The organism is Streptomyces sp. NPDC091280, assembly GCF_044768565.1.
Taxonomy (GTDB): Bacteria; Actinomycetota; Actinomycetes; order Streptomycetales; family Streptomycetaceae; genus Streptomyces.
In genome coordinates, this window is sequence record NZ_JBIVUZ010000020.1 from 130,441 (window position 1) to 157,204 (window position 26,764).

A 26,764-nucleotide genomic window follows, 5' to 3' on the forward strand; every position below is an offset into this window, starting at 1 on the left:
CCTACGACGTGATCAGGTCGCCCGTGTCGACCTCCGCGGTCGCGGTCGCCGCCCGCCGCGCGTCCCCGGAGACCTCGTCGGCCGTCAGCACGTACCCCGTCTCGTCGTCCGAGGTGGAGCGGGCGAACACCACGCCGTAGACCTTGCCGCCGGTCGTCAGGAGCGGGCCGCCGGAGTTGCCGGGGCGGACCGTGGAGCGGATCGAGTAGATCTCGCGGGTGACGGTCCCGTCGTTGTAGATGTTCTGCCCGGTCGCGTTCACCCGGTTGGCGACGGTCGCCGCCTGGAGGTTCAGGTCGCCGTCCTGCGGATAGCCCGCGACCACGGCCGAGTCGCCGCGTTCCGCGCTGTCGTCGAAGCGCAGGACCGGCGCGTTCAGCCCCGGCACGTACAGCACGGCGACGTCCTTGGCCGGGTCGAAGAGCACCACCCGCGCCTGGTACGACCGTCCGACCCCGCCGATGCGGACGGTCGGGTCGTCGATGCCCGCCACCACGTGCGCGTTGGTCATCACGTGCTGCGGCGCGTACACGAAGCCGCTGCCCTCGCGGCCCTGGGTGCCCGAGGAGCCCTCGATCTTGACCGTGCTCCGCTTGGCCGCGTTCGTCGCGGCGGCCGTGACGCTGTCCCCGGTGGGCTTGGCGACCTCGGCCGTCGACTCGTTCTCGAACGGGTTGAAGACCTGGGGGAAGCCCGCCTCGGTGAGCGCGGAGGTCGCCCGCGAGAACCACGCGGGTGTCGTGTCCGGCATCAGCTTCTGCACGCTGCCCAGCAGCGTCGAGTCCCGGATCGCCGTGGTGACCAGCGCGGACGAGGAGGCGCCCAGCACGCTCGCGACCACCCACGCCACGATCAGCACCGCCACCGAGTTCGCCGCCGCCCCGCCGATCCCGTCGGCCACCCGCAGCGGCCCCCGGTCCAGCTCCTTGCGCAGCTTCAGCGCGAGCCGCCCCGCCAGTTCGTGCCCGATCACCGCCGGTACCAGCACGGTGAGCACCGCGGTCACCGTCGCCGCCGTGGTCCCCGGTGTCACCAGGTCCATCACCCAGGGCAGCACCCACACGCCGACGACCGCGCCGCCCACGAACCCGGCGAGCGAGACACATCCGGCGACGAGGCCGCGCCGGTACCCGGACGCCGCGTAGGCGAGGATCACCAGCAACAACAGCAGGTCGAGCAGGTCCACGGAGCCGCCTTTCTCTCGGAACCCTTAGTACGCGAGGAACGCGCCCACTGATCAGTCGGGCGCGCGTGACCCGCGGGAAGCCGCCACGCGTGCGTGTACCCCCAGAAACGTGCCGGACCGGGACGATGGTTCCACCGGGTGGCACAGCACACATCGCGGGCCGAGGCTTTCCGGCCGAGAGTGTGATCATGCGTGTTCCGAGAAGTCCGAGAAGAACGCCGGGCGCCCGGCGTCGGCGCCGGATCCGGATACCGCGCCCGGCGCTCGTGCTGCTGGCCTGCCTGCCAGGCCTCGCCGCCGTGCTGGTGCTGGCGCTGTGCGCGAACGGCGTCGGACACCTGAGCGGCACCATCCCGCGGGTCCCGGTCGCGGCCCGCCCCGCGACGCTGCGGCACACCGCGCCGCAGCCGCGCATCGTGCCCCGCTCCGCCTGGCTCGACGCGCTCTCCCGGCACGCGCAGCCGCCGCCGCGCTACGACGACAAGGTCGTCGCCGTCTTCGTCCACCACACCGACTCGCCGAACGGCTACGACTGCGCGGACGCGCCGCGCATCATCCGCTACCTGTACGCCGGGCAGACCGGTGTCCGGGACTGGGACGACATCGGCTACAACTTCCTCGTCGACCGGTGCGGGACGATCTACGAGGGGCGCGCGGGCGGGGTCGGCCGGGCGGTCACCGGTGCGCACACACAGGGGTTCAACCACCGTACGGCCGGGATCGCGGCGATCGGGACGTTCACCGCCGGGATGGTGGTGCCGAAGGCGATGACGGACGCGATAGCGGCACTGGCGGCCTGGAAACTCGGGCTCGCGGACGTGGACCCGCGGACCGAGGCCCACCTGGTGTCCAGCAACAGCCTCAGCCGCTATGCGGCGGGCACGTCGGCCACGCTTCCCGCTCTCGCGGGGCACAAGGACGGGTACATGACGAGTTGCCCGGGGGCGGCGCTGCTGGCGCGGCTGCCGGAGGTTCGGGTGGCTGCGGCTCGGTTGCAGGGGCGTTGATCGCCCCCGCCGCCCCTGCCCGACCCGTCCCCGGGGCTGCCGCCCCTGAAAGCCTTATCTGCGGCCCAGATAGACCGCCAACGCCCGTTGCAGCATCTTCCCCTGGGTGCCCACCGGGCGTTCCCATTCCCCCAGGTACTCCACGGCCTGCCCGCCCGCGCCGGTCTTGAAGAGAAGCCGGCCCACCAGGCGGTCCTCGGCCACCAGGGAGGGGGTGATGGAGCGCAGGTCGTAGGTGTCGGCACCGGAGTCCAGGGCCTCGCAGAGCATGCGCCACAACAGGAGGCTGCTGGGGCGGAGTTCACGGCCCCGGCGGCCGGAGGCGGGGTACGAGTGCCAGACGCGGGGGCCGGCGCTGATCATCAGCGCGGAGGACAGCACCTCGTCGTCGTACTCGGCGAGATAGATCCGGATCCGGTCGGACTCCTCGGCGTTGAGCGCCTGCCACATGCGGCGGAAGTAGTCGAGGGGGCGGGCCTTGAAGCCGTCCCGTTCGGCGGTGGCGCGGTACAGGCGGTAGAAGGCGGGCAGGTCGTCGGCGGACCCCCAGAAGACCCCGACACCGCCTCCCTCGGCGGTCCGCAGGGCCTGCAACCAGTGCGGCGCGAGCCCGCTTCGGAGTTCGTCGACGGACCGTCCGGTCAGGGGGATCCGGCATCCGTAGCGGGGCTGTCCGACCCCGAAGCCGCTGTCCTCGTCCTCCTTGCACCGCCGCCAGCCCAGCCGTTCGAGACGGTCCGCCACGTCCAGCGCGTACCCGTCGATCCCGTCCGTCGGCAGATCCCGCAGATGCCGTACGGCGGGGTCGGCGACGCCCGCCGCGACGGTGGCCGGGTCCCAGTGCCGGACCACGAGCGGCGGGCCGATGCGGACCGAGAACGCGCCCTCCTTCTCCAGGTGCGCCAGGAGCGGGTCCAGCAGGCGTTCCAGGCGCTGGCCGCGCCAGTCGATCGCGGGGCCGTCGGGGAGGTAGGCGAGCGAGCGCCCGGTCCCGGGGAACGCCCGGTACAGCACGAGGGCCGTGGCGATCAGCGCGTCCCCCTCGAACCAGCCGACGCTCTCCGCCGTCCAGTCGGGCTTCACGTCGGCCCACTCGGGACGTTGCAGATGGCTCGCGTCGGGGTGCAGCCGGAGCTGCGCGAGGTGTTCCTCGCGGGTGATCCCCTTCACGTACGGGCTGGTCATGGGCGCGGCGCTCCTGTTCGGCGGCGGCCACCGTAAGCCGGACAGCACGGCACGGGTCAAGACCTCAAGTCTGTGAACCGGGCCAACACTTGGCGGCGCCGCGCTCACAGGTTTCTCGCAGGCAACTCAACGGTCCCCCCGAGACAGGCTCCCTATCGTCATGCACACGCACTGACTGGAGGTGGGGAAGATGAACAACAGTCACACCAACACCACGGAGAAGTCGGCCGGTTGGACCAAGTCCGCCCGCGGCCCCTGGGCGGTGGTCTGCGCGGTCGCGACCGTGATCCTCGGCCCGGCCGCCGTCACGGCCTCGGCGCTCGACCAGGCCAACGCGGCCCCGATGCACCACGCGGTACGGGCCGACCAGAACCAGGCCTACATCCCGACCGACTCGACCCGCCGCCGCAGCGCCGCCTAGCCGGACCTGCGGGCGGCGCCGGTCGGTTCCGGTGTCGGTCAGCTTCGGCCCAGGTCCCAGTACTGCTCGCCCACCGGGTCGATGTCCACGCCCAGGCCGTTCAAGAGGCCGGCCAGCATCGTGTAGTAGCCGACCGTCGTGATCACTTCGACCACCTGACGGTCCGTCAAATGCTTGCGCAGGGAGCCCAATGTGCCGTCCGTGAGGGTGCGCCGGGCCAGCAGTTCCTCCGTCGCGGCCAGCGCCGCCGACTCGACCGGGTCGAACTCGGCCTCCTCCGCCCGGAGTTCGACGAGGGCGTCCAGCTGATCGGCCGTCACCCCCGCGCGCAGCGCGATCGGACGGTGCTGCACGACCCCGTACGCGCAGTCCGTGCGCGCCGCCACCGCGATCACCACCACCTCGCGCAACCGCGCCGGCAACGACGACCCGAGCACCGCCATCCCCAGGTCGATCGCCGGACCCGTCAGCTCCGGGGCGTGGGAGAGCATGCGGAACGCGTTCAGCGGGGTGGGGAGCCGGTCGAGGGCGTCGGCGGAACGCTCCGGGAACGGTATTCGGGCCACGGTGACCTCACAGGGATCGAGTCGGCCGGCGGACGGGCACCCTTCGCCGTACCCCTCTCACTCCTGCCGGAACCTCTCCCGCAGTTTCGGGAAGCGCTCCGCGAGCACGGCCTCGTTCTCCAGGTCGAGCGGCGCCCCGAGCGGTTCGGCGGGGGCCGGCGGAATGCCCAGGTCGGGGGCGACGGCACCGGTGAGCTGCTCGTACGCCTCGTCGGCCGCGTACCCCAGTTCCTCGCCGTCGCCGTCGATCTCGTCGTCGAAGTCGTCGATCAGGTCGGCCAGCGAGTCGGCGTCGTGCACGGCACCCTCGTAGACCTCGCGGCCCTGGCCGATCAGCCAGCAGCGGAAGAAGTCGAACGCGTCGTCGCTCGCCCCGTCGAGCAGGACCCAGGCCGCACCCCACAGGTCCCAGGTGTAGGCGCGGTTGTAACGGGCCTCGAAGTGACGGGCGAAGTCCAGCACCAGCTCCGGATCCAGCAGGAGCAGCCGGTCCACGAGCAGGTCCGCCTGCTCCTCGGGGTCGCCCTCGGCGGCCTCGCGGGTGGCGTCCACCAGCTCCCAGAACTCCGTCTCGTCCATCACGGGTCAAGCATCGGTCCTGTACCGGTGGCGCGCACGTGGAGTAGGGCGGATTGTCACCTGGAGTGGGGCAGATCGTTATGGGCGGTAGAGCGCCGCCAGCCGCGCCGCGTCCGCCGCGAACCGCTCCCGCAGACCCGCCGGAGCCACCACCTCCACCTCCGGCCCCAGCCCCGCGAGCTGTCCGTGGGCCACCTCCTCGGACTCCACCGGCAGGGTCACCGTCACCCACCCGTCCCCGCCCGGTGCCTGCGCGCGCTCCAGGGCCTCCCGCGCGGCGGTGGGATCGACGGCGTACGGCAGTCTTCGCGCGCCTTCGGGGGAGACCCGTACCACCACCTCCGCCCGCAGGATCGACCGCGCGAACTGCTCCGCGCGGTCCGCCCAGAACGCCGGGAGGTCGAAGTCCTGGCGGCGCGTGAAGCGCCCGTCGGACGGCGCCGGGCCGACCGCCGTGAAACGGTCGATCCGGTACACCCGGAAGGAATCACCGGCCGCGACCCGCGCGCACAGGTACCAGACACCCGCCTTGAGGACGAGCCCGTACGGCTCCAGTTCGCGTTCCACGTCGGTGTCCCCACGGCGGTAGCGCGCCACCACCCTGCGGTCGTCCCACACCGCGTCCGCCACGACGGGCAGCAGCTCGGGCGTCCTCGGCTCCGTGAACCAGCCCGGCGCGTCCAGATGGAACCGCTGGGCCGCCGCGCGGGAGGCGTCCGACAGGGACGGCAGCAGCGCGGCGGACACCTTCAGCCGGGCCGCCGACGCCGCGTCCTCCAGGCCCATCTCGCGCAGCGCGCCCGGCACACCGCTCAGGAACAGCGCCTCCGCCTCGCCGCGCGCGAGCCCGGTCAGCCGCGTCCGGTAACCGCCGATCAGCCGGTAGCCGCCGGCCCGGCCGCGCTCGGCGTACACCGGGACACCCGCCTCGGACAGCGCCTGCGCGTCCCGGGTCACCGTCCGTTCGGACACCTCCAGCTCGCGCGCCAGTTCGGCGGCGGTCATGGAAGGGCGGGACTGGAGCAGCAGCACCATTTTGATCAGGCGGGCAGCGCGCATGCGGCCATCATGCAACGAACACGTCGAGGCCCCCCGGCACGACCGGGGGGCCTCGACCTGAATCAGCCGGTGCTACAGCCCGTAGCGCTCCCGCGCCTCCTTGACCGCCGTCGCCTGCACCTCGCCGCGCCGCGCCAGCTGCGCCAGCGCCGCCACGACGATCGACTCCGCGTCGACGCCGAAGTAACGGCGGGCCGCGTCCCGCGTGTCGGAGAGGCCGAAGCCGTCCGCGCCCAGCGACGACCAGTCCTGCTCGACCCACTGCGCGATCTGGTCGGGCACCTGCCGCATGTAGTCGGAGACCGCGAGCACCGGACCCTCGGCCCCGTGCAGCGCCTGCCGGACGTACGGCACCCGCTCCTCGCCGCGCAGCAGCGCCGCGTCCGCGTCGAGCGCGTCCCGCCGCAGCTCGGTCCAGGACGTGGCCGACCAGACATCGGTCGCCACGCCCCACTCCTCGGCGAGCAGCCGCTGCGCCTTCAGCGCCCAGTGGATCGCCGTACCGGAGCCGATGAGCTGGATGCGGGCCGCGTTGGCGGCGGGCGAGAGGCCCGCCGACTCCGCCGTGTTGAAGCGGTACAGGCCCTTGACGATGCCCTCGTCGACCCCGGGCGCGGCCGGCTTCGCGGGCTGCGGGATCGGCTCGTTGTAGACGGTGAGGTAGTAGAAGACGTTCGGGTCCTCGCCGGGGGCGGCCTCGCCGTACATGCGGCGGATGCCGTCCTTGACGATCGCCGCGACCTCGTAGGCGAACGCCGGGTCGTACGACAGCGCCGCCGGGTTCGTCGCCGCGATCACCGGCGAGTGGCCGTCCGCGTGCTGGAGGCCCTCGCCCGTCAGGGTCGTACGGCCGGCCGTCGCGCCGACGAGGAAGCCGCGGCCGAGCTGGTCGCCGAGCTGCCACATCTGGTCGGCGGTGCGCTGCCAGCCGAACATCGAGTAGAAGATGTAGAAGGGGATCATCGCTTCGCCGTGCGTCGCGTACGACGTCGACGCGGCGATGAAGTCCGCCATCGAACCGGCCTCGGTGATCCCCTCGTTGAGGATCTGGCCGTTCTTGGCCTCCTTGTAGTACATCAGCTGGTCGCGGTCGACCGGCTCGTACGTCTGGCCCTTGGGGGAGTAGATCCCGAGCGACGGGAAGAGGCTCTCCATGCCGAAGGTGCGCGCCTCGTCCGGGACGATCGGCACCCAGCGCTTCCCGGTCTCCTTGTCGCGGACCAGGTCCTTGACGAGACGGACGAAGGCCATGGTGGTGGCGACGTTCTGGCTGCCGGAGCCCTTGTCGAAGGACGCGAAGGTCTTGTCGGCGGGGGCCGGCAGCGCGGGCAGCGCGTGCGTACGGCGGGCGGGGGCCGGGCCGCCGAGGGCCGCGCGGCGCTCCTGGAGGTAGCGGACCTCGGGGGAGTCGGCGCCGGGGTGGCCGTAGGGGACGACCCCGTCGACGAAGTCGCTGTCCTTGATGGGGAGTTCGAGCAGGTCACGCATCTGCTTGAACTCGTCCGTCGAGAGCTTCTTCATCTGGTGGTTGGCGTTCTTCGACGCGAAGCCCTCACCGAGGGTGTGGCCCTTGACCGTCTGCGCCAGGATGACCGTGGGGCCGCCCTTGTGCTCCACGGCCGCCTTGTACGCGGCGTAGACCTTGCGCGACTCGTGGCCGCCGCGGGAGAGGTGGAAGCACTCCAGGATCTTGTCGTCGCTCAGCAGTTTCGCCAGCTCGACCAGCGCCGGGTCCTTGCCGAAGAAGTCCTCGCGGATGTAGGCCGCGTCGCGCGTCTGGTACGTCTGCACCTGGGCGTCGGGCACCTCGCGCAGCCGGCGGACCAGCGCGCCCGTGGTGTCGAGCTGGAACAGCTCGTCCCAGGCGTTGCCCCACAGGGACTTGACGACGTTCCAGCCGGCCCCCCGGAACTGGGCCTCCAGCTCCTGCACGATCTTGAAGTTCGCGCGGACCGGGCCGTCGAGGCGCTGGAGGTTGCAGTTGATGACGAAGGTCAGGTTGTCCAGACCCTCGCGGGAGGCCAGGGCCAGGGCCGCCGTCGACTCGGGCTCGTCCATCTCGCCGTCGCCGAGGAAGGCCCAGACGTGGGACGACGTGAGGTCCTTGATGCCGCGCGCGGTCAGATAGCGGTTGAAGCGCGCCTGGTAGATCGCGGAGAGCGGGCCGAGGCCCATCGACACCGTGGGGAACTCCCACAGCCAGGGCAGCCGGCGCGGGTGCGGGTACGACGGGAGGCCGTCACCGCCCGCCTCCTGGCGGAAGTTGTCGAGGTGCGCCTCGGTGAGGCGGCCGTCGAGGAAGGCGCGGGCGTAGATGCCGGGGGAGGCGTGGCCCTGGATGTAGAGCTGGTCGCCCGAGCCCGGCGCTTCCTGGGACTCCTTGCCCTTGAAGAAGTGGTTGAAGCCGGTCTCGTACAGCCAGGCCGCCGAGGCGAAGGTGGCGATGTGGCCGCCGACGCCGTGTTTCGCGCCCCGGGTCACCATGGCCGCCGCGTTCCAGCGGTTCCACGCGGTGATCCGGCGCTCCATCTCCTCGTCGCCGGGCGCGGACGGCTCGGCGGCGGTCGGGATGGTGTTGACGTAGTCCGTCTCAAGCAGTTTGGGCAGCGCGATGCCGTTGCCCTCCGCGCGCTCCAGTGTGCGGCGCATCAGGTACGCGGCACGGTGCGGGCCGGCAGCCTTCGTCACGGCGTCCAGGGAGGCCTGCCATTCGGCGGTCTCCTCGGGGTCGCGGTCCGGGAGCTGGTCGAGTTCGCTCGGCTGGATGGCGTAGGGGTCGGTCATAACGCCGCCTTCCTCAGTCGAAGGGGGGTTCCCTCGTCGGCAAGGGGATGTCGGGGGTGCCCTTGGTCTTTGGCAGGACAGGGCGGCGGGCTCTGTGTAGGAGCCCGTCGGTGACTGTAACTCCCTGATCGATGATCGATCAAAGGTTCCCGGGCAAAATATCTTGATTACGAGAAAGTCGGCACGGGGTGCCTTGAGCGGCGGCACAGGGTGTCGGGTTCCGGCGAGGTTTTCGCAGGTGAGCCAGGGTGCGCGCAGATGTGCCCGGCGGTGTGCGCGGAGCTGCGCCCGGCGGTGCGCCCGGCGGTTCCTGGTCGTGTCACGGGCGCGGGGCGCAGCCCAGAACGTGCGCCTTCACCAGCTCCGCGATCCGCGGGTCCCGGCGCCGGAACGCGGCCACCAGCTCCTCGTGCTCCTCCGCGTACGACTGCTGGACCGTCCCGAGCCAACGGATCGACAGGGCGGTGAACACCTCGATGCCCAGGCCCTCCCAGGTGTGCAGCAGCACCGAGTTGCCCGCCGCCCGGACCAGATCGCGGTGGAAGCCGACCGTGTGCCGGACCTGGCCCGTCCCGTCCGCCGCGCGGTCCGCCTCGTAGAGCGCGGCCACATGCGGTTCGAGCGCCGAGCAGTCCGCGGCCAGCCGCTCGGCCGCCAGCTCCGCCGCGATGGCCTCAAGGCCGGCCCGCACCGGATAGCTCTCCTCCAGGTCGGCCGCCGTCAGATTCCGCACCCGGACGCCCTTGTTCGGCGCCGACTCGATCAGCCGCAGCGACTCCAGCTCGCGCAGCGCCTCCCGCACCGGCGTCTGGCTGACCTCCAGCTCGGTCGCGATCCGCCGCTCCACGATCCGCTCGCCCGGCTTCCAGCGCCCGCTGACGATCCCCTCCACGATGTGCTCGCGGATCTGTTCGCGCAGCGAGTGGACGACGGGCGCGGTCATGAGAGCTCCTTAGGGCGTTTGACCTTTAGACGATAAGGCCGCGCGCCCGCTCGGGAGGGGCGCACGGGGGCGCTTTCATGCAGGTGAGACGAGACTTACACGCGGTCGGGGCAGCGCGCTCCGTAAAGACCCGTACCGGGTCCGGCGCGGAGCCGTCACCGCCGTGTCACCGGCAGAACCGACCCGGCCCCGCGCGGTGTGGCCTTCAGCAGGGGTCCCGCAGGAGGTACCCCTCGGCGCATCGGGGGATGGCGATGAACAGTGGACTGCTGCGGAGGACGGGACTCGGGCTGATGACCGTCGCCGCGCTGGTGGTGGGCGTGGCGGGGTGCCGTCCGACGCCCTCGCACGCGGCCGGGGTCACCGGCTCACAGCTCCGGACCATGACCGGGACCGCGGCCGGCGCCGCCTGCGTCTTCGTGAAACCGGACGGCGCGCAGAAGCTGGGCCACGTCGGCTGGGGCTTCCGCGTCACCGGCACGGACACCTGGGAGTACGGCGCCGTCGAGAACCCGAGCAACAGGCTGTACACCCCGCCGGGCGGCGACATCGGCGCCTGGCACACGACGGGATCGTACGCCCGGATGCTCGGCCGGATGACCCGGGGCGAGTACAGCCGGTACCGCTGCACCGGATCCTCGACCAGTGACGTGACGGCGGCGCGGGCCATGGTCCGGCAGGTCGAGCGGCGCGGCTTCCTCGTCGGTGTCGACCCGAGGACCGGGGAACTCACCTCACGGGACTGCCTGGACGCCACGTACGACGTGCTGCGCGCGTACCGCACCCGGCATCTGACGCCCGCGCCCAGGCTCTACATCCCGAACGTGTGGGTGGAGACGCTGGTGCTGTGGAGCGACCGGACGCTGTAGGAAACGCGCGGTGCCCCCGCCCGGAGAGATCCGGACGGGGGCACCGCGACACGACGACTGCCCTGGTTACAGGCCGAGTTCGACCTCGAACTCGCCCGCCTCCAGGATCGCCTTGACGGCCGTCAGGTAACGGGCCGCGTCGGCGCCGTCCACCAGGCGGTGGTCGTAGGAGAGGGTCAGGTACGTCATGTCGCGGACGCCGATGACCGTGCCCTCCTCCGTCTCGATGACGGCCGGGCGCTTGACCGTGGCGCCGATGCCGAGGATCGCGACCTGGTTCGGGGGCACGATGATCGTGTCGAAGAGCGCGCCGCGCGAACCGGTGTTGGAGATGGTGAAGGTCGCGCCGGACAGCTCGTCCGGGGTGATCTTGTTCGCCCGGACCTTGCCCGCCAGCTCGGCGGTGGCCTTGGCGATACCGGCGATGTTCAGGTCGCCCGCGTGCTTGATGACCGGGGTCATCAGGCCCTTCTCGGAGTCCACCGCGATACCGACGTTCTCGGTGTCGAAGTAGGTGATCGTGCCGTCCTCGACGTTGATCCGGGCGTTGATGGCCGGGTGGGCCTTCAGCGCCTGGGCCGCCGCCTTCACGAAGAACGGCATCGGGGAGAGCTTGACGCCCTCACGGGCCGCGAAGGAGTCCTTCGCCTGGCCGCGCAGCCGCATCAGCCGCGTGACGTCGACCTCGACGACCGAGGACAGCTGAGCCTGCTCGTGCAGCGCCTTGACCATGTTGTCGCCGATGACCTTGCGGATGCGGGGCATCTTCACGGTCTGGCCGCGGAGGGGAGAGGCCTCCAGCGTCGGCGTCTTCCTCGCGGTGGCGGCCGGGGCCGCGGCGGCCACGGGAGCCGGAGCGGCGGCGGCGGCCTTCGCGGCCTCGGCGGCGGCGAGGACGTCCTGCTTGCGGATACGGCCGCCGACGCCGGTGCCCTTGACGGTGGACAGGTCGACGCTGTTCTCGGCGGCGAGCTTGCGCACCAGCGGGGTCACGTAGGCGCCGTCGTCCGAGGCCTGCGCGGCGGCGGGCGCCGGAGCGGCCGGGGCCACCGGAGCCGGAGCCGCGACCGGCGCGGGGGCCGGGGCGGCGGGAGCGACCGGAGCCGGAGCCGCGGCGACCGGAGCGGGCGCCGGAGCCGGGGCGGGGGCCGGGGGTGCGACCGGCGCGGGAGCCGGGGCCGCGGGGGCGGCCGGGGCGGCAGCCGCCGGAGCCGGAGCCGGGGCGGCCGGAGCCGGGGCAGCCGCCGGAGCGGCACCCGGGGCGCCGACGACGGCGAGCTTGGCGCCGACCTCGGCGGTCTCGTCCTCGCCGACCAGGATCTCCAGCAGCACGCCGGCGACCGGCGAGGGGATCTCGGTGTCGACCTTGTCGGTGGAGACCTCAAGGAGGGGCTCGTCCTCCGCGACCTCCTCGCCGACCTCCTTCAGCCAGCGGGTGACGGTGCCCTCGGTGACCGACTCGCCCAGTGCGGGCAGCACGACGTCGGTACCGGAGGCGCCGCCCGCCGGAGCGGCGGCGGCGGGGGCCGGGGCGGCCGGGGCGGGCGCCGGAGCCGCGGGGGCCTCGGCGACGGGCGCCGGGGCCGGAGCGGCGGCGGGGGCGGGCTCGGCCGCCGGGGCGGGGGCCGCGGCGGGAGCGCCGGTGCCGTCGTCGATCACGGCCAGTTCGGCGCCGACCTCGACGGTCTCGTCCTCGGCCACCTTGATGGAGGCCAGGACACCGGCTACGGGCGAGGGGATCTCGGTGTCGACCTTGTCGGTCGACACCTCCAGCAGCGGCTCGTCGGCCTCGACGCGCTCGCCCTCGGCCTTCAGCCAGCGGGTGACAGTGCCCTCGGTGACGCTTTCACCGAGCGCCGGAAGGGTTACGGAAACCGCCATGGTTTCGGTTGCTCCTTACGAATTGCGGAAGTCTGTGTCGTCGTCCGACCGAGGGGGTCAGTCGTGGGAGTGGAGAGGCTTGCCGGCCAGCGCCAGGTGGGCCTCGCCGAGCGCTTCGCTCTGCGTCGGGTGGGCGTGGATGAGCTGTGCGACCTCGGCGGGCAGCGCCTCCCAGTTGTAGATCAGCTGGGCTTCGCCGACCTGCTCGCCCATGCGGTCGCCGACCATGTGGACGCCGACCACGGCACCGTCCTTCACCTGGACGAGCTTGATCTCGCCCGAGGTGTTGAGGATCTTGCTCTTGCCGTTGCCCGCGAGGTTGTACTTCAGAGCGACGACCTTGTCGGCGCCGTAGATCTCCTTGGCCTTGGCCTCGGTGATGCCCACGGAGGCGACCTCGGGGTGGCAGTACGTCACCCGGGGGACACCGTCGTAGTCGATCGGGACGGCCTTCAGACCGGCCAGCCGCTCCGCCACCAGGATGCCCTCGGCGAAGCCGACGTGCGCGAGCTGGAGCGTGGGGACCAGGTCGCCGACGGCGGAGATGGTCGGCACGTTCGTCCGCATGTACTCGTCGACCAGGACGTAGCCGCGGTCCATGGCGACGCCCTGCTCCTCGTAGCCGAGACCGGCGGAGACGGGCCCGCGGCCGACCGCGACGAGCAGCAGCTCGGCCTCGAACTCCTTGCCGTCGGCGAGCGTGACCTTGACACCGCTCTCGGTGTACTCGGCCTTCGAGAAGAAGGTGCCCAGGTTGAACTTGATGCCGCGCTTGCGGAACGCGCGCTCAAGAAGCTTGGAGGAGTTCTCGTCCTCAAGGGGGGCGAGGTGCTTGAGGCCCTCGATGATCGTCACGTCGGCGCCGAAGGACTTCCACGCGGAGGCGAACTCCACGCCGATGACACCGCCGCCCAGGATGATCGCGGACTGCGGCACGCGGTCCAGGACGAGGGCGTGGTCCGAGGAGATGATCCGGTTGCCGTCGATCTCCAGGCCCGGCAGCGACTTCGGCACGGAGCCGGTCGCCAGCAGGACGTGGCGGCCCTGGACGCGCTGGCCGTTCACGTCGACGGAGGTGGGGGAGGAGAGCCTGCCCTCACCCTCGATGTAGTGCACCTTCCGGGAGGCGATCAGCCCCTGGAGTCCCTTGTACAGGCCGGAGATGACACCGTCCTTGTACTTGTGGACGGCCGGTACGTCGATGCCCTCGAAGGTGGCCTTGACGCCGAACTGCTCGCTCTCGCGGGCCTGGTCGGCGATCTCGCCCGCGTGCAGCAGGGCCTTGGTGGGGATGCATCCCCGGTGCAGGCAGGTGCCGCCGACCTTGTCCTTCTCGATCAGGGCGACGTCCAGTCCCAGCTGCGCCCCGCGCAGCGCCGCGGCGTAACCGCCACTGCCACCGCCGAGGATCACTAGGTCGAAAACGGTGCTGGCGTCGTTCGCCACGTCACGTCCTCCATGCATGTGCGCCGTACGCCGGTCGTCAGTGACCGCGCGGCGGCTGGTGTCCGGCCGCTCTTTCTTCGGCCCTGTGGTGGGGGCCCTGTCCTGCCGAGCCCATCTTCGCACTTGTCGGGGGCCAACGAGACGCCGGGCCGGGGTGTGAGACACCACACGCTCACATGAGAGACGGCGCGTCGGTGAGCCGCCCGGGGTGCGACACCCCAGGGGCGCGGGGCCGTGTCGATGCGCGGCTCCGCCGCGGGGCGCGACCGGCCACCACCGGCCCGCGGCCGCCCGCGCCCCTCAGTCATCGAGCCATCGGGCGAACGTCAGCCCAGATCCCCGGCCGCCGTCAGCTCCGCGAGCCGCACCAACGTACGCACCGCGGTCCCGGTCCCACCCTTGGGGGTGTAGCCGAACGGGCCGCCCTCGTTGAACGCCGGTCCCGCGATGTCGAGGTGCGCCCAGGTGATGCCCTCGCCCACGAACTCCCGCAGGAACAGGCCGGCGACCAGCCCGCCGCCCATCCGCTCACCCATGTTCGCGATGTCGGCCGTGGGAGAGTCCATGCCCTTGCGCAGGTGCTCCGGCAGCGGCATCGGCCACGACGGCTCACCGACCTCCTCCGCCGCGTCGACGATCGCCGCGCGGAACGCGTCGTCGTTGGCCATGACCCCGAAGGTCCGGCTCCCCAGCGCCAGCACCATCGCCCCGGTCAGCGTCGCCACGTCCACGATCGCGTCCGGCTTCTCCGCCGACGCCGCCCACAGCGCGTCCGCGAGGACGAGCCGGCCCTCGGCGTCCGTGTTGAGGACCTCGACGGTCTTGCCGCTGTACATGCGCAGCACGTCACCGGGACGGGTCGCGGAACCGGACGGCATGTTCTCGGCGAGCGCCAGCCAGCCGGTCACATTGACCTCAAGCCCCAGCCGCGCGGCGGCGACCACGGCGGCGAAGACCGCCGCCGCACCGCTCATGTCGCACTTCATCGTCTCGTTGTGCCCGGCCGGCTTGAGCGAGATGCCGCCCGAGTCGTAGGTGATGCCCTTGCCGACGAACGCGAGGTGCTTGCTCGCCGCCTCGTGCGTGTACGACAGCTTCACCAGCCGCGGACCCGCGGCGGATCCGGCGCCGACGCCGAGGATGCCGCCGTAGCCGCCCGCTTCGAGGGCCTTCTCGTCGAGCACCTCGACCTTGACGCCGTGCTCCTTGGCCGCGGTCTGCGCGACGGCGGCGAAGGCCTCGGGGTCGAGGTCGTTCGGCGGGGTGTTGATCAGGTCGCGGGCGCGGTTGAGCTCCTCGGTGACCGCGAGCGCACGCTCCACGGCCGCCTTGTACTCCTTGTCGCGGGGCTTGCCGCCGAGCAGGGCGACCTCGCCGAGCGGGCCCTTGCCCTTGGCGTCCTTGCCGTTGTCCTTGTACGCGTCGAAGGAGTACGCGCCGAGCAGCGCGCCCTCGGCGATCACACCCGCGTCGGCCGCGTCGGCCAGGGGCAGCGCGAAGGCGGCCTTCTTGGCGCCGGTCAGCGCGCGGGCGGCGACACCGGCGGCCCGGCGCAGCGCCTCGGCGTCGTACGCCTCGCCCTTCGCGGGCTCCTTGCCGAGACCCACCGCGATCACGAGCGGGGTCTTGAATCCGGCCGGGGCGGGCAGCTTGGTGATCTCGCCTTCGGCACCGGTGGCGCCCAGGGTCTCCAGAACGCCGGCGAGCCCGCCGTCGTACGCCTTGTCCACGGCGTCGGCGCCCGGTGCGACGACCGGGCCCTTGCCGCCCTTGCCGACACCGATGACGATCGCGTCGGCCCGCAGGCCGGGCGCCGCGGCGGTGCTGAGAGTGAGAGCAGTCACAGTGGTGATTTCTCGCTTCCGATGTGAAGTTTCTTCGGTCGAACGGGGTGGGTCGACCGGGCCCGGCAACCGACCCTATTTCCGACCTGCGGCGGCGGTGGACACAGGGGGCTGGTGACGGCCCAGAACGGAGCCTACGCGCGTGTGCGCGGCGGGGCGTTCACGCGGGGGGCCTCGGCGCAGCGCGTGCTGCCGGTCGTGGGGGACCACCACTGTGTCCCCCCCGCCGGTCCCCTCGTGACCGGTCACGACCGGACCGGCGCTCACCCGCCCAGCGAGAGCACCACGAGCGCGGCGGTGGCGGCCGTCTCCGCGAGCCCCCCGAACACGTCGCCCGTCACCCCGCCGAACCGCCGCCGGCAGTGCCGCAGCAGAAGCTCGGCGACGGCCAGCGCCACGAGGACGGCGACGACCGCCCGGACCCTGCCCTGCCCCCCGAAGACCGGCCCGAGCGCCGCGCACACCACCACGTAGGCCAGAGTCATGGCCACCGCGCCCCCCACCGGCACCACCCCCGCGACCGCGGCCCCCAGCCCCTCCGGCCGGGCCGCGGGCACTCCCGCCCGCGCGGCCCAGGTCAACGCGAGCCGCGCGGCCACCGCCGACACGATCGCCGCGCCCGCTCCCCGCGCCCACGAGTCGCCGTAGAGCTGCGCCAGCGCGGCGACCTGGGCGAGCAGGACGAGGACGAGAGCGAGCACCCCGAACGGGCCGATGTCCGACTGCTTCATGATCCGCAGCGCGTCCTCGGCGGGCTTCCCGCTGCCGAGCCCGTCCGCCGTGTCCGCGAGCCCGTCCAGATGCAGACCCCGGGTGAGGACGGCGGGCACGGCGACCGTGGCGACGGCCGCGAGCAGCGGGCCCGCGCCGAGGAACAGCAGCAGCAGCCCGAGCCCGGCCGCGCACCCGCCGACGACCACCCCCACGAGCGGCGCGGCCAGCATCCCGGCGCGCGCGGCGTCACGGTCCCAGCGGACCACCCTGACCGGGAGAGCGGTCAGCGTGCCGAACGCGAAGCGGAGGCTGCCGAGGGGCGGGGTCTTGGACACCGGCGCAGGTTACCCGGCGGTCGAGGGGGCGCTCCCGGCGGCCGTCGCTAAAGTGCCCATATGGGACATTGGCTGCACCGCAACATCGTCGAGCCGGGCAAACTGCCCCTCCTCCTCGCGCTCACCGCCTTCGTCCTGACCTTCCTCGTCACCCGTGTCATCACCCGCCTGATCCGCGCGGGCAAGGGCCCCTTCGGCAACATCAAGGCCGGTGACGTGCACATCCACCATGTCGTCCCGGGCGTGGTCCTCTCCGTGCTCGGCGGCTTCGGCGCGGTGGCCAGCACGCGCTACGGCGTCGGGTCGGCGCTGTTCGCGATCGTCTTCGGGATCGGCGCGGGCCTGGTCCTGGACGAGTTCGCGCTGATCCTCTACCTCGACGACGTCTACTGGACCGAGGCCGGCCGCAAGAGCGTCGAGGCGGTCGTCCTCACGGCGGCCCTGGTCGGATTCGTCCTCGCCGGTTTCTCGCCGTTCGGCGTCAACGACCTCACCGCCGCCGAACTCCACGACCGCGCCGGCGTGATCGTGAGCGTCGGCATCAACTTCCTCTTCTCCCTCATCGCCCTGAGCAAGGGCAAGGCCCGCACGGCGGTGTTCGGCGTCCTCGTCCCGCTGGTCGCCCTCATCGGCGCGATCCGGCTGGCCCGCCCCGGTTCCCCCTGGGCCAAACGCTTCTACCGCAACCGCCGCCACCGGGCCCGCGCCCGCTCCACCCTCCGCGCCTACCACCACGACCGCCGCTGGGCGGGCCCCCGCCGAGCCTTCCAGGACTGGATCGGCGGCAAGCCGGACCCGATGCCGGCACGGATCCCCGGCGGACGATGAGGGGGCTGGCGCGGCGCTTGGCGCGGGCGGCGGGCGGCGGGCGGTGGGGGCGCGGGGGCGGGCGCGGGCGCCGGGTCTGGGCTGGTTCCGTCGTCCGCGCCTACGGCACGTGCAGTTGCCGGGCCCGCTCCACTCTCCGCGTCTACGGCACACGCAGTCGCGGGTGCCGGGCTCGTTCTGTCGGCCGCGTCTACGACACGTGCGGTCGCCGGGTCTGGGCTGGGGTTCCCTCGCCCGTGCCTACCGCACGCGCAGTCGCCGTCGCGGATGCCCGCCCGGCCGCGAGCGGGCCCGCGCCGCGCTCGGTGGCTCGCTCAGTCGCCGGGCCCGGGTGCGCTCCGCCCCCCCCACCCGACAACTACCGCACCCGCAGCCGTCGATGTCGTACTGCCGAGGTCAGGCACAGCAGGCCCACCGCGATGATTGCTGCCAGGTGTTCCTTGCCCGCGAGGTTGCCCTTGAGCATGACCTCGACGGCCATCGCGCCGGTCACCGCGAGGGCGGTCGCGTACGCGCCGTAGCGCCAGGCGACGAACACCGCGAGGCCGACGACCGCCGCCGAGGGGCCCGTGTCCACGACCAGGCGGTCCGAGCCGGGCAGGCCGAAGGGGTTGTCGAAGCCGAGCCGGATGCCGAGGCGGGCGTAGAGCGTGCCGGCGAGGGTCGCGGCGTAGGCGATGACCAGGGTGCGCCAGCGGCCGAGGCAGATCTCCGCGATGCCGAACACGAAGAGGATCTGGGCCAGGGCGCCCCACACGGGGAGGTCGAGGGCGGGGACGAAGAGGGAGAGGGGGGTGCGCAGGAGGGACAGCCAGAGCGGGTCGACGGCCCGGACGCCGCCCATGTCCTGCACGAACTGATAGCCCCACGACCGGTTCTGCACGAACTGGAGGGCCGCCGTGAGCAGTACCGCCCCGATCGTCATCGGGATCGCCCGCCAACGCCGCTTCAGCAGCGGCTCGCGCACGGTGACGTACAGCAGTCCCCATTCGGCGCGGGCCCAGCGGGCGAGGCGGTTCATCTGTGCGTCTCCAGGTGCTTGCGGTGCAGCCACTTCGGCAGTCCCGGTGCTTCCAGGAACCCTTCCGCGCGCGCCGACGCGAGGCCGATGCGCAGCAGGTCCGCGCTCTTCTCGAAGAGCAGGAACCGGGGTTCCCAGATGGGCCGGTACTTGGCGTTGGCGCGGTACAGCGACTCGATCTGCCACCACCGGGAGAAGAAGCTGAGGAGTGACCTCCACAGCCGCAGCACCGGTCCGGCGCCGATCCGCGCCCCCCTCTCGAAGACCGAGCGGAACATGGCGAAGTTGAGCGACACCTGAGTGATCCCGATCTCCTGGGCGCGGCGCAGGAGTTCGATCACCATGAACTCCATGAGGCCGTTGTCGGAGTCGCGGTCGCGGCGCATCAGGTCGAGGGACAGTCCGTGCGGACCCCACGGCACGAAGGACAGCACCGCCCTCAACTCGCCCTCCCCGTCGGTGCATTCGAGCATCACGCACTGCCCGTCGTCGGGGTCCCCGAGCCGCCCGAGCGCCATGCTGAAGCCGCGCTCGGTCGCCCCGTCCCGCCAGTCGTCGGCCCGCTTCAGGAGGTACGCCATCTCCTCGGCCGGAATGTCCTCGTGGCGGCGGATCCGGACCGTGTAGCCGGCCCGCTTCACCCGGTTGTAGGCCTGCCGGACGGTCCGCATGGCACGCCCCTCCAACGTGAACTCGGCGACCTCGACGAGGGCTTCGTCCCCGAGTTCGAGGGCGTCGAGGCCGTGCCGCGCGTAGACGGTGCCCGCCTCCTCGCTCGCGCCCATCACGGCCGGAATCCATCCGTGCGCGCGGGCCTCCGCGAGCCACGGCTCGATCGCGCCGGGCCATGCCTCCGGGTCGCCGATCGGGTCGCCGGACGCCAGCGAGACCCCGCCCACGACCCGGTACGCGACGGCCGCCTTGCCGGTCGGCGACCACACCACGCTCTTCTCCCGGCGCAGCGCGAAGTAGCCGAGCGAGTCCCGCTCGCCCTGCCGGTCCAGCAGCGCCCGCAGCTTCTTCTCGTCGTCCTCGGTGAGCGGGTCGACGGCGCGCCGGGAGCGGAACGCGGCGTAGAAGACCGCGAGGACCAGGACCGTGCTGAGCACGTTGATGGTGACGTTGGCCCAGTTCGGGGTCCAGATCCCGGGGAAGCGGTTCTCCGGGGCGGAGATGGACACCAGCCGGAACGAGCCGTAGTGCCAGCGCTCCAGGAACGTCGAACGGGACGCGTCGTGCGCCTGGTTGGTGACCGTCACCAGCAGCGCGGCCAGCAGCGAGGCGGCCAGCGTGCCGCCGACCGCGACGACCGCGGCGAGCCGGGGGTTGGACCGGTCGCCCTTGGCGTAGAACTCCCGGCGCCCCACCAGCAGCGCGGCGACGAAGGCCGCGGTCAGGACCAGGGAGATCCAGTTCTGCGCGTACTGGCGGATCTCCTCGAACGACATCGCGAACCCGAACAGCGCCAGGAACAGCCCGCTGACCACCAGATTCAGGATCCACGCGGCGCGTTTGCGGCGCCGCATCGTGATGGCGAGGAACGCCGTGAACACCCCGGACGCGAAACCGGCCGTCAGCAGGTACGGCGTGAAGAAGTTCTCCTGGTTGTGCCGTCGTACGTCCTGCCCCAGCGAAACCCAGGCCGCGCTGAGGAAGTTGATGAACGCGACGGCCCGCAGATACCAGACGGCGAAGGCCGCGGACCGCCGCGAGGCGCCTGAGCTGTGACGTTCTTGTGCGGGCCCGACCCGGACATCTCCCATGAAGGAGGATCATATGGGTGTTGTTGCGGCGAACGTTTCTTTTCCGTCGCCGCAATGATCACACTCGGATCACTCCTGGGATCTCTCCTCGGATCACACCCCGGTCGATCCCCGGTCACTCCTCGGGCTTCTCGGCCTCTTCGGTCTCCGTCGCCTCGGCCGGTTCCTCCGGCCTGAGCGGGAGTTCGGCCGCGAGCGCCGCCGCGGCCTGCACCAGCGGCAGCGCGAGCAGCGCGCCCGCGCCCTCACCGACCGTCACCCCGTGGTCGAGCAGCGGCTCCAGCGCCATCCGGTCCAGCGCCTTCGCCTGCCCCGGCTCCCCGCTGCTCTGCCCGGCCAGCCACCAGTCCGGCGCCCGGAACGCGACCCGCTGCCCCACCAGCGCGCAGGCGGCGGCCACGACCCCGTCCAGGATCACCGGCAGCTTCCGTACGGCGCTCTGGAGCAGGAACCCGGTCATCGCGGCGAGATCGGCCCCGCCCACCGTCGCCAGCAGCTGCAACTGGTCGCCCAGCACCGGCCGGGCCCGGCGCAGCGCGTCCCGGATCGCCGCGCACTTGCGCATCCACGCCAGGTCGTCGATGGCGAGGCCGCCCCGCCCGGTGACCACGGACGCGTCGGTGCCGCACAGCGCGGCGATCAGCACGGAGGCCGGGGTCGTACCGCCGACGCTCACATCGCCGAGCACCACCAGATCCGTACCGGAGTCGGCCTCCTCGTTCGCGACCGCGACACCGGCCTCGAACGCGGCCGTCGCCTCCTCCAGGGTCAGCGCGTCCTCGATGTCGATCCGCCCGCTGCCCCGCCGTACGCGGTGCTTCACGATCTCGTCGGGCAGCGCGCCGGGCTCGCAGTCCAGGGCCATGTCCACGATCCGCACCGGCACCCCGAGCCGCCGGGCGAGCACCGCGGCCGGGCTGCCGCCCTCCAGCGCCGAGCGCACCAACTCCCCGGCGCTGCCCGCCGGCCGGGCCGACACGCCGAGTTCGGCGATGCCGTGGTCGCCCGCGAAGAGCACCACCCGGGGCCGTTCGACCGGCCGTACCGGCACGGAGGACTGCGCCGCCGCCAGCCACTCACCCAGGTCGTCGAGTCGGCCCAGCGCCCCGGGCGGCACGATCTGACGTTCACGCCGCGCCTCGGCGTCACGGCGCACACCGCCGTCGGGGCGCTCGATCAGATCGGTGAAGTCGTCGAGATTAAGCGAGCTCATTCGCCGAACAGTACCGGCAGCGATCGAACGCCACGGAGCCACATGGTCACCACGCCCCCGGGACGTCCTTGCCTCGAAGATCGAGATCCCGTACGTATCGTTTTGCACCGTATTGTCGTACGTCCTCGGGAGCCGTCCATGAACAGCCTGCGCACCCGCGTCAGCGCCCTCGACGAGCGACGCCGTCACCGGACCCTGGCCCGCGCGATCCTGCGCCTGCTCCCCGAACCGGAGAGCTGGCTCGACGTCGGCACGGGCGACGCCCGCTTCCCCGCGTGCGCGAAGGAACTCTTCCCGTACACGTCCTTCGACGGCGTCGACCCCACCCCCCGGGTGGTCCGGGCCCGCGCCGCCGAACGCGTCGAGGAGGCCTACGCCGGCCACCTCACCGACCCGCACATCACCTCGGCCCTGCACGCCCGCTACGACGTCGTCACCCTCCTCCGCGACCGCACCCCCGCCCCCGACCCCGCCGCCGAACTCCACGCGGCCCTCACGGTCCTGCGCCCCGGCGGCCTCCTCCTCGTGGAGGCCGGCTCCGACGACCTGCGCACGCAACTGGACTCCCAGGACTGCGAGTTCGTCACCGAACCCCGAGCCCTCCAGGACCGCCTGCCGCCCCCTCGCCGACTCATCGCGCGCAAGGCGCAGCGCAAGGCGTAGCGCAACCCATGGCGCACCGCGCAGCGCCGGGCGGGACCTCGCCGGCAGGCACCAGGCCGTGTCCGCGCAGTCCCGCCCGCCTCGCGACGCCCGGCACGCCCGCTCGCCGCGGCGCGCCCCAGCCTCCGGCCGGAGGGGACCCCGGCGCACGCACCGGACGCCGCGAGGCCCGCCCTCCGGGCGAACGACGGGACTTCGCGGACACGACCTATCCGCGCAGCGCGAGCGCCTGGCCCGCCACCACCAGCAGGACGTGCTCGCACTCGCCGCCGACCGCTGCGTTCAGCCGCCCGAGTTCGTCGCGGTAGCGGCGCCCGGACGCGGTCGCCGGGACGATTCCCGAGCCGACCTCGTTCGACACGGCGACCAGGGTGCGCCGGGTGGCCCGCACGGCGGCGGTCAACTCCCGTACCCGCTCCCGCAGTCGCTTCTCCCCGCCGTCCCCCCACTCCGTGTCGTCCCACGCCCCCACGGAGTCCATCGCGTCCGTCAGCCACAGCGACAGACAGTCGATCAGCAGCGGCGGCCCGTCCTCCGCCAGCAGCGGCACCAGGTCGCAGGTCTCCGCCGTACGCCACGAACCCGGCCGCCGCTCCCGGTGCGCGGAGACCCGGGAGGCCCACTCGGTGTCCCCGTTGCGCGAGCCGCCCGTGGCGACGTACAGCACGTCGGGAAAGGCCTCCAGCCGCCGTTCGGCCTCGACCGACTTCCCGGACCGCGCCCCGCCCAGGACCAGGGTGCGCCGGGGCACGTCGGGCACGTCCTCGTAGACCCCCACGGTCAGCGTCGACCCGTCCGGCACGGCCCGCGCCCCCACGGCGGCCAGCCGCCGCCGCAACTCCGCGCCCGGCGGCACGTCGTGGTCGAGATGCACGGCGACCACATCGGTCGCGGGCCCCACCGCGCCGACCGCCCGCAGCTTGGCCAGCGCGTCCGGCCGCCCCACCACATCGGCGAGCACCATGTCGTACGACTCGACGGCCCCCTCCTCCAGCCCGGCCGGAGCGGCCCCGGGCGGCAGATACAGCGCCCGCTGCCCGTCCGGGCCGGTGACGGCGTACCCGGTGCCGGGCGCGTCCATCGCCACGGCCCGCACCCGGTGCCCGGTCAGCAGCGCCAGCTCCCGCCCGTCCGGCACCCGCCCCGGCTGCGGCAGCCCCACCGGCACCTCGACGGCGGGCCCGTCGTGCGGATGCGACAGCAGCACCTGCCGTACGCCCCCCAGCGAGTGCCCGGCCCGCGCGGCGGCGAAGGCCGCGCCCGGCGTCAGATCGAGCAGCAGCGTCCCGTCCACGAGCACGGCGGTGGCCGCCCGAGCATCCGCCCCGAGCGACACGGCGCAGGCCGCGCAGGGGCAGTCGGAGCGGGGGAGTCCAGCGGGGGCACCGGTGCCGAGCAGAGTGAGTTCCACGGTGTCGATTTTCGCGCGTCTGACCAGGTGTTGCGCATCCGACTAGGCTTCTCGGCAGAAGCCGGACCAAGATCCGGCTTCTGCTCTGCATGCGCTGAGACCTTGGAGGCGTACATGGCGGCATGGATCTGGCGGTTCGAGAAGTCCGACGGGACCGAGGTCGAACCCACGGTCGCGCCTGAGGAGTTCACCACGCAGGGGGACGCGGAGTCCTGGCTCGGCGAGGTGTGGAAGGACCTCGTCGCGGGAGGCGCGGACCAGGTGCGGCTGTTCGAGGACTCCACGGAGATCTACGGCCCGATGAGCCTGCACGCCGAGGAGGCGTAACGGGGGAGGGGGCGGCCGGAGGAACACCGGCCGCCCCCTCGCTCACTGCTCGCCCAGCGTCACGTCGACCTTCGTCGACCTGCCGTCGCGCGTGTACGTCACGGTCGTGCGCTGCCCCGGTCTGTCGGACGCCAGCGCCTCCGACAGCGAGGTGATCGTGCTGATCCCCGTGTCGCCCAGCCGGGTGATGATGTCGCCGGCCCGGACGCCGGCCTTGTCCGCGGCCCCGCCGCTCTTCACCGCGACCACGGCCACACCGGCGGCCTGGTAGGTGTCGTCGACGACCGTGCGGCCGGTGATGCCGAGCGCGGCCCGCCCCGAGTCGGTCACCTTGCCGTCCTTGACGATCTGGCCGGCGACCGTCGTCACCATCGAGGACGGGATCGCGAACCCGATACCCGGCGCGGCGCCGCCCCCGAGGTTCGGGTCGGTCGCCGCGAGCGTCGGGATGCCGATGACCTGCCCGTTCAGATCGACCAGCGCGCCCCCGCTGTTGCCCGGGTTGATCGCGGCCGAGGTCTGCACCATGTTGGCGATGGTCGCGCCCGTGCCGCCGCCGCTGCTGCCCTCGCTGACGGTCCGTCCGGTCGCCGACACGATGCCCTGCGTCACGCTGGACGACAGCCCCAGCGGCGAGCCCATGGCGAGGACGATCTGCCCGACCTCGACCTTGGAGGAGTCGGCGAAGGTCGCCGCCTTCAGCCCGTCCGGCACCTTGTCGAGCTTGACGACGGCCAGGTCCTGTTCGGGGTAGGAGTACACGAGCTTCGCGGTGAGCGCGTCCTCGCTGTTCGCGGTGGTCACCTTGAAGGTCTTCTCGCTGCCGACCACGTGCGCGTTGGTGACGATGTGCCCCTGGTCGTCGTACACGACCCCCGACCCCAGATCACTGCTGGCCTGGATCTGCACGACCGACGGCAGGACCTCCTTGATCACCTTCTGGTAGTCGCTCTGGAGGTCGTCACCGGCCATCGGCAGGGCGGCCTCGGCGGCCTGCGTGGTCGAGCCGTCCTTCTTCGCGGAGGACGACGACCCGGCGCCCGAACACCCGGCGACCAGCGCCAGCGAACAGACGAGGAGCGCCATGGGGCGAAGGGCACGGGTACGGGGAGAGTCCATACGCCGAGTGTCACTTCTGGGTGAATGTCCGGCTCGTGCTGCTCGCCCGAACGGGCTCCCGCGGTCGGGCTCCGCTCAGCCCCGCACGCCGCACAGATGCAGCAGCGCGGCCACCGCCCGGTACGGATCCGTCCGCCCGGCCCGCTCCTCGGCGGCCAGCAGCGGTTCCACGTCGTCCGGGATCCCGACGCCTTCCGGGGCGGTGTCGGTGAAGACCCGCACGCCGTACCAGGTCTGGAGCGGCGCCCCGATCCCCGCCAGGGTCGCCGTCAGGGTGCCCAGCCGGTCGGCCCGCACATCGAGACCCAGCCGGTTGCGGTACGCGGTCGAGTCGAACGCGGTCGACGCGCTCGCCCAGTCCCAGGACAGTCCGGGCCGCATCGCCAGCGCGTCGGCGTTGCGCACCAGCAGCGACAGCAGCCCGCCCGGCGCCAGCATCCGGGCGAGACCCGCGAGCAGCGGATCGGGCTCGGAGACGTACATGAGTACGCCATGACAGAGCACGATGTCGAAGCTGCCCGGCAGGAAGTGCACGCCCGTGTCCCGGCCGTCGCCCTCGATGATCCGCACCCGCTCCCGGATGCCCTCCGGCTCGCCGGACAGCGCCGCGCGGGCCGCGGCGATCATCTTCGGTTCCTGTTCGAGCCCGGTCACCTGATGTCCGGCCCGGGCCAGCCGCAACGCCTGCGTGCCCTGCCCCATCCCGACGTCCAGCACCCGCAGCCGCTGTCCCACCGGATAGCGCCCGGCTATCTGCTCGTCGAGCTGCCGGGCCACGAGCTCCTGTCGTACGACGTCCCGCAGCCCGCCCAGCCCGGCCAGCCACGTATCCGCCGCACCCCCGGAGAAGGAGTCCGCGCTCAGGGCCGCTCTCCGCGCTTGACCTGCGGCTTCGGCAGCCGGAGTCGACGCATCTGGAGGGAGCGCATCAGCGAGTACCAGACCGTGCCCTTGGTGTCCTGGCCCGGGAAGCGCTCCGCGAGCCGCTTGCGCAGCCGGAACACGTTCAGGAACGAGTCGACCACGATCAGGACGATGATCACGAGCCACAGCAGCAGCGCGATGTTCTGCAACGCGGGCACCTGCACCACGCTGAGCACCAGGATCACCACGGCCATCGGCAGGAAGAACTCGGCGACGTTGAAACGCGCGTCGATGTAGTCACGCGCGAACTTGCGGACCGGGCCCCGGTCGCGCAGCGGCAGATCCCGCTCGTTGCCGCGGCCGGCCAGCGCCTGGCGCTGCCGCTCCAGCTGCACCCGCCGCTCGTCGCGCTGCCGCTTGGAGGCGTCCTTGCGCGTCAGCGTGGTGTTGGCCACGCTACGGCGCTGGGTCTGGGCCTCACTGCGTTTGGGCGTGGGCCGACCCTTGGGGGCCTGCGGGTCTCGGGGCTGCTTGGAGTCGGTCGGCGAGGCCTGGTCGGCGGTCGCGGCCTTCTCTTCCTTGGCACGGCTACGGAACACAAAACCCAAGCTTACGGGGTGGACGCGGTTGGACCCCAGTCCCGTGGGGAACGATCCGGCAACACCAGTCGTCTGTAGGGGGACAGGGGAGACACCGCGGACGGTCGACTCGGGGGCGTTACCCGGGGAACACCTAC

Annotated in this window: 24 protein-coding genes; 6 read left to right on the forward strand and 18 right to left on the reverse strand. The window is 72.4% G+C overall.

Features of this window, described 5'->3' with window-relative positions:
* Nucleotide 1 precedes the first annotated feature (1 nt).
* Complete coding sequence (locus ACIQPR_RS43885) at nucleotides 2–1,186, reverse strand: MarP family serine protease (protein ID WP_403661528.1); 1,185 nt, start codon at nucleotides 1,184–1,186, stop codon at nucleotides 2–4.
* Nucleotides 1,187–1,374: 188 nt separating this feature from the next.
* Here ACIQPR_RS43885 and ACIQPR_RS43890 point away from each other — a divergent pair, with 188 nt between their 5' ends.
* On the forward strand, nucleotides 1,375–2,193 hold the full coding sequence (locus tag ACIQPR_RS43890; protein WP_403661531.1) for a peptidoglycan recognition protein: 819 nt from the start codon (nucleotides 1,375–1,377) through the stop codon (nucleotides 2,191–2,193).
* A 54-nt stretch (nucleotides 2,194–2,247) separates the two neighbouring features.
* Here ACIQPR_RS43890 and ACIQPR_RS43895 read toward each other — a convergent pair whose 3' ends face one another.
* The gene (locus tag ACIQPR_RS43895; RefSeq protein ID WP_403661534.1) at nucleotides 2,248–3,378 is read right to left on the reverse strand and encodes a lipid II:glycine glycyltransferase FemX; all 1,131 of its coding nucleotides are present in this window, start codon (nucleotides 3,376–3,378) and stop codon (nucleotides 2,248–2,250) included.
* Between the two features lie 190 nt (nucleotides 3,379–3,568).
* Between ACIQPR_RS43895 and ACIQPR_RS43900 the strand changes: the two genes are divergently transcribed.
* Entirely contained in the window at nucleotides 3,569–3,799 is a 231-nt protein-coding gene (locus ACIQPR_RS43900) for a hypothetical protein (RefSeq protein WP_403661538.1), read from the forward strand.
* 38 nt (nucleotides 3,800–3,837) lie between these two features.
* Here ACIQPR_RS43900 and ACIQPR_RS43905 read toward each other — a convergent pair whose 3' ends face one another.
* The 5 genes from ACIQPR_RS43905 to ACIQPR_RS43925 all read right to left on the reverse strand — a co-directional run bounded on the left by ACIQPR_RS43905 (nucleotide 3,838) and on the right by ACIQPR_RS43925 (nucleotide 9,730).
* Nucleotides 3,838–4,365 (reverse strand): carboxymuconolactone decarboxylase family protein, encoded by a 528-nt coding sequence (locus ACIQPR_RS43905; RefSeq protein ID WP_403661541.1) that lies wholly within the window; start codon nucleotides 4,363–4,365, stop codon nucleotides 3,838–3,840.
* A gap of 57 nt (nucleotides 4,366–4,422) precedes the next feature.
* Nucleotides 4,423–4,944 carry a DUF4240 domain-containing protein gene (locus ACIQPR_RS43910; protein WP_403661623.1) on the reverse strand — a complete coding sequence of 174 codons (522 nt, stop codon included), beginning with the start codon at nucleotides 4,942–4,944 and terminating at the stop codon, nucleotides 4,423–4,425.
* 78 nt (nucleotides 4,945–5,022) lie between these two features.
* Nucleotides 5,023–6,003 (reverse strand): helix-turn-helix transcriptional regulator, encoded by a 981-nt coding sequence (locus ACIQPR_RS43915; RefSeq protein WP_403661544.1) that lies wholly within the window; start codon nucleotides 6,001–6,003, stop codon nucleotides 5,023–5,025.
* A gap of 72 nt (nucleotides 6,004–6,075) precedes the next feature.
* The gene (gene aceE, locus ACIQPR_RS43920; RefSeq protein ID WP_403661546.1) at nucleotides 6,076–8,787 is read right to left on the reverse strand and encodes a pyruvate dehydrogenase (acetyl-transferring), homodimeric type; all 2,712 of its coding nucleotides are present in this window, start codon (nucleotides 8,785–8,787) and stop codon (nucleotides 6,076–6,078) included.
* A gap of 319 nt (nucleotides 8,788–9,106) precedes the next feature.
* Nucleotides 9,107–9,730, reverse strand: a complete 624-nt coding sequence (locus ACIQPR_RS43925; RefSeq protein ID WP_403661549.1) for a GntR family transcriptional regulator — start codon at nucleotides 9,728–9,730, stop codon at nucleotides 9,107–9,109.
* A 248-nt stretch (nucleotides 9,731–9,978) separates the two neighbouring features.
* On the opposite strand from ACIQPR_RS43925, the gene ACIQPR_RS43930 reads away from it, so the two are divergent.
* A complete protein-coding gene (locus tag ACIQPR_RS43930; protein ID WP_403661552.1) occupies nucleotides 9,979–10,599 on the forward strand; it encodes a hypothetical protein in 621 nt (206 codons plus the stop codon).
* A 66-nt stretch (nucleotides 10,600–10,665) separates the two neighbouring features.
* Here the strand turns inward: ACIQPR_RS43930 and sucB are convergent, their stop codons facing one another.
* The 4 genes from sucB to ACIQPR_RS43950 all read right to left on the reverse strand — a co-directional run bounded on the left by sucB (nucleotide 10,666) and on the right by ACIQPR_RS43950 (nucleotide 16,819).
* A complete protein-coding gene (gene sucB / locus ACIQPR_RS43935; RefSeq protein ID WP_403661555.1) occupies nucleotides 10,666–12,480 on the reverse strand; it encodes a 2-oxoglutarate dehydrogenase, E2 component, dihydrolipoamide succinyltransferase in 1,815 nt (604 codons plus the stop codon).
* Nucleotides 12,481–12,537: 57 nt separating this feature from the next.
* Nucleotides 12,538–13,926, reverse strand: a complete 1,389-nt coding sequence (gene lpdA / locus ACIQPR_RS43940) for a dihydrolipoyl dehydrogenase (protein ID WP_403661558.1) — start codon at nucleotides 13,924–13,926, stop codon at nucleotides 12,538–12,540.
* A 326-nt stretch (nucleotides 13,927–14,252) separates the two neighbouring features.
* Nucleotides 14,253–15,770, reverse strand: coding sequence for a leucyl aminopeptidase (locus ACIQPR_RS43945; RefSeq protein WP_403661560.1), 1,518 nt, complete (start codon nucleotides 15,768–15,770; stop codon nucleotides 14,253–14,255).
* Nucleotides 15,771–16,033: 263 nt separating this feature from the next.
* Nucleotides 16,034–16,819 carry an adenosylcobinamide-GDP ribazoletransferase gene (locus ACIQPR_RS43950; protein WP_403661562.1) on the reverse strand — a complete coding sequence of 262 codons (786 nt, stop codon included), beginning with the start codon at nucleotides 16,817–16,819 and terminating at the stop codon, nucleotides 16,034–16,036.
* 60 nt (nucleotides 16,820–16,879) lie between these two features.
* On the opposite strand from ACIQPR_RS43950, the gene ACIQPR_RS43955 reads away from it, so the two are divergent.
* The gene (locus ACIQPR_RS43955) at nucleotides 16,880–17,647 is read left to right on the forward strand and encodes a hypothetical protein (RefSeq protein ID WP_403661565.1); all 768 of its coding nucleotides are present in this window, start codon (nucleotides 16,880–16,882) and stop codon (nucleotides 17,645–17,647) included.
* A 358-nt stretch (nucleotides 17,648–18,005) separates the two neighbouring features.
* Here ACIQPR_RS43955 and ACIQPR_RS43960 read toward each other — a convergent pair whose 3' ends face one another.
* The 3 genes from ACIQPR_RS43960 to cobT form a co-directional block, all read right to left on the reverse strand.
* The gene (locus ACIQPR_RS43960; RefSeq protein WP_403661568.1) at nucleotides 18,006–18,668 is read right to left on the reverse strand and encodes a hypothetical protein; all 663 of its coding nucleotides are present in this window, start codon (nucleotides 18,666–18,668) and stop codon (nucleotides 18,006–18,008) included.
* Complete coding sequence (locus ACIQPR_RS43965; protein ID WP_403661570.1) at nucleotides 18,665–20,431, reverse strand: phosphatidylglycerol lysyltransferase domain-containing protein; 1,767 nt, start codon at nucleotides 20,429–20,431, stop codon at nucleotides 18,665–18,667. Before ACIQPR_RS43965 ends, ACIQPR_RS43960 begins: the two co-directional genes overlap by 4 nt.
* A gap of 115 nt (nucleotides 20,432–20,546) precedes the next feature.
* The gene (cobT, locus tag ACIQPR_RS43970; RefSeq protein WP_403661573.1) at nucleotides 20,547–21,644 is read right to left on the reverse strand and encodes a nicotinate-nucleotide--dimethylbenzimidazole phosphoribosyltransferase; all 1,098 of its coding nucleotides are present in this window, start codon (nucleotides 21,642–21,644) and stop codon (nucleotides 20,547–20,549) included.
* Between the two features lie 138 nt (nucleotides 21,645–21,782).
* Here cobT and ACIQPR_RS43975 point away from each other — a divergent pair, with 138 nt between their 5' ends.
* Nucleotides 21,783–22,307: a methyltransferase domain-containing protein gene (locus ACIQPR_RS43975; protein WP_403661576.1), complete on the forward strand. Its 525-nt coding sequence runs from the start codon at nucleotides 21,783–21,785 to the stop codon at nucleotides 22,305–22,307.
* Nucleotides 22,308–22,515: 208 nt separating this feature from the next.
* Here the strand turns inward: ACIQPR_RS43975 and ACIQPR_RS43980 are convergent, their stop codons facing one another.
* Entirely contained in the window at nucleotides 22,516–23,718 is a 1,203-nt protein-coding gene (locus ACIQPR_RS43980; protein ID WP_403661579.1) for a bifunctional adenosylcobinamide kinase/adenosylcobinamide-phosphate guanylyltransferase, read from the reverse strand.
* 114 nt (nucleotides 23,719–23,832) lie between these two features.
* Here ACIQPR_RS43980 and ACIQPR_RS43985 point away from each other — a divergent pair, with 114 nt between their 5' ends.
* A complete protein-coding gene (locus ACIQPR_RS43985; RefSeq protein ID WP_403661582.1) occupies nucleotides 23,833–24,045 on the forward strand; it encodes a hypothetical protein in 213 nt (70 codons plus the stop codon).
* A 42-nt stretch (nucleotides 24,046–24,087) separates the two neighbouring features.
* Here the strand turns inward: ACIQPR_RS43985 and ACIQPR_RS43990 are convergent, their stop codons facing one another.
* The 3 genes from ACIQPR_RS43990 to ACIQPR_RS44000 all read right to left on the reverse strand — a co-directional run bounded on the left by ACIQPR_RS43990 (nucleotide 24,088) and on the right by ACIQPR_RS44000 (nucleotide 26,666).
* Nucleotides 24,088–25,164: a S1C family serine protease gene (locus ACIQPR_RS43990; RefSeq protein WP_403661585.1), complete on the reverse strand. Its 1,077-nt coding sequence runs from the start codon at nucleotides 25,162–25,164 to the stop codon at nucleotides 24,088–24,090.
* 75 nt (nucleotides 25,165–25,239) lie between these two features.
* A complete protein-coding gene (locus tag ACIQPR_RS43995) occupies nucleotides 25,240–25,941 on the reverse strand; it encodes a class I SAM-dependent methyltransferase (RefSeq protein ID WP_403661587.1) in 702 nt (233 codons plus the stop codon).
* 83 nt (nucleotides 25,942–26,024) lie between these two features.
* Entirely contained in the window at nucleotides 26,025–26,666 is a 642-nt protein-coding gene (locus ACIQPR_RS44000; RefSeq protein WP_403661626.1) for a DUF3043 domain-containing protein, read from the reverse strand.
* Between the last annotated feature and the right edge of the window lie 98 nt (nucleotides 26,667–26,764).

Coding starts and splice junctions, on each gene's coding strand:
- ACIQPR_RS43900 (WP_403661538.1), top strand. CDS start 3,569: ATGAACAACAGTCACACCAACACCACGGAGAAGTCGGCCGGTTGGACC.
- cobT (WP_403661573.1), bottom strand. CDS start 21,644: ATGAGCTCGCTTAATCTCGACGACTTCACCGATCTGATCGAGCGCCCC.
- ACIQPR_RS43930 (WP_403661552.1), top strand. CDS start 9,979: ATGGCGATGAACAGTGGACTGCTGCGGAGGACGGGACTCGGGCTGATG.
- ACIQPR_RS43915 (WP_403661544.1), bottom strand. CDS start 6,003: ATGCGCGCTGCCCGCCTGATCAAAATGGTGCTGCTGCTCCAGTCCCGC.
- ACIQPR_RS43985 (WP_403661582.1), top strand. CDS start 23,833: ATGGCGGCATGGATCTGGCGGTTCGAGAAGTCCGACGGGACCGAGGTC.
- ACIQPR_RS43965 (WP_403661570.1), bottom strand. CDS start 20,431: ATGGGAGATGTCCGGGTCGGGCCCGCACAAGAACGTCACAGCTCAGGC.
- ACIQPR_RS43890 (WP_403661531.1), top strand. CDS start 1,375: ATGCGTGTTCCGAGAAGTCCGAGAAGAACGCCGGGCGCCCGGCGTCGG.
- ACIQPR_RS43975 (WP_403661576.1), top strand. CDS start 21,783: ATGAACAGCCTGCGCACCCGCGTCAGCGCCCTCGACGAGCGACGCCGT.
- sucB (WP_403661555.1), bottom strand. CDS start 12,480: ATGGCGGTTTCCGTAACCCTTCCGGCGCTCGGTGAAAGCGTCACCGAG.
- ACIQPR_RS43960 (WP_403661568.1), bottom strand. CDS start 18,668: ATGAACCGCCTCGCCCGCTGGGCCCGCGCCGAATGGGGACTGCTGTAC.
- ACIQPR_RS43990 (WP_403661585.1), bottom strand. CDS start 25,164: ATGGACTCTCCCCGTACCCGTGCCCTTCGCCCCATGGCGCTCCTCGTC.
- ACIQPR_RS43895 (WP_403661534.1), bottom strand. CDS start 3,378: ATGACCAGCCCGTACGTGAAGGGGATCACCCGCGAGGAACACCTCGCG.
- ACIQPR_RS43910 (WP_403661623.1), bottom strand. CDS start 4,944: ATGGACGAGACGGAGTTCTGGGAGCTGGTGGACGCCACCCGCGAGGCC.
- ACIQPR_RS43925 (WP_403661549.1), bottom strand. CDS start 9,730: ATGACCGCGCCCGTCGTCCACTCGCTGCGCGAACAGATCCGCGAGCAC.
- ACIQPR_RS43955 (WP_403661565.1), top strand. CDS start 16,880: ATGGGACATTGGCTGCACCGCAACATCGTCGAGCCGGGCAAACTGCCC.
- aceE (WP_403661546.1), bottom strand. CDS start 8,787: ATGACCGACCCCTACGCCATCCAGCCGAGCGAACTCGACCAGCTCCCG.